General features: G+C 70.6%; 1 pseudogene. It reads right to left on the minus strand.

From position 1 onward, the window contains the following. Window positions 1–146 precede the first annotated feature (146 nt). Window positions 147–385, minus strand: a pseudogene (locus CBF90_RS17005) (branched chain amino acid aminotransferase); the annotation flags it as partial.

A 385-nucleotide genomic window follows, 5' to 3' on the forward strand; every position in this document is an offset into this window, starting at 1 on the left:
CGTGTGCTCTTCTCCCCATGTCGTCGGCGGGTCGCTCCTCGTCGTGCTCGTCTGCACGAGGGACAACGACCCGGGCCGGCGGACGTCATCATGCCGCACGGGGATGGTCTGGTCAGCCGATCGCCGGCACAGGGGGCCGCGGGACCTCAGCAGATGCGGTGCATCCAGCCGAAGGTGTCCTCGGCCCGGCCGAACTGGATGTCGACGAGCTGGCGACGCACCTTGGTCCACAGCGCGTCGGCCTCCTCGACCTCCGGGCTCGTCACCGAGCCGCCGTCCCACCTCAGCTCGCCGACCGGGGTGACGACCGCGGCGGTGCCGCACGCGAAGACCTCGGTGATCTCGCCCGAGGCGACGCCGTCCTTCCACTCCTGGATGGAGAACC

Source organism: Microbacterium sp. AISO3, assembly GCF_002204305.1.
Classification (GTDB): Bacteria; Actinomycetota; Actinomycetes; order Actinomycetales; family Microbacteriaceae; genus Microbacterium; species Microbacterium arborescens.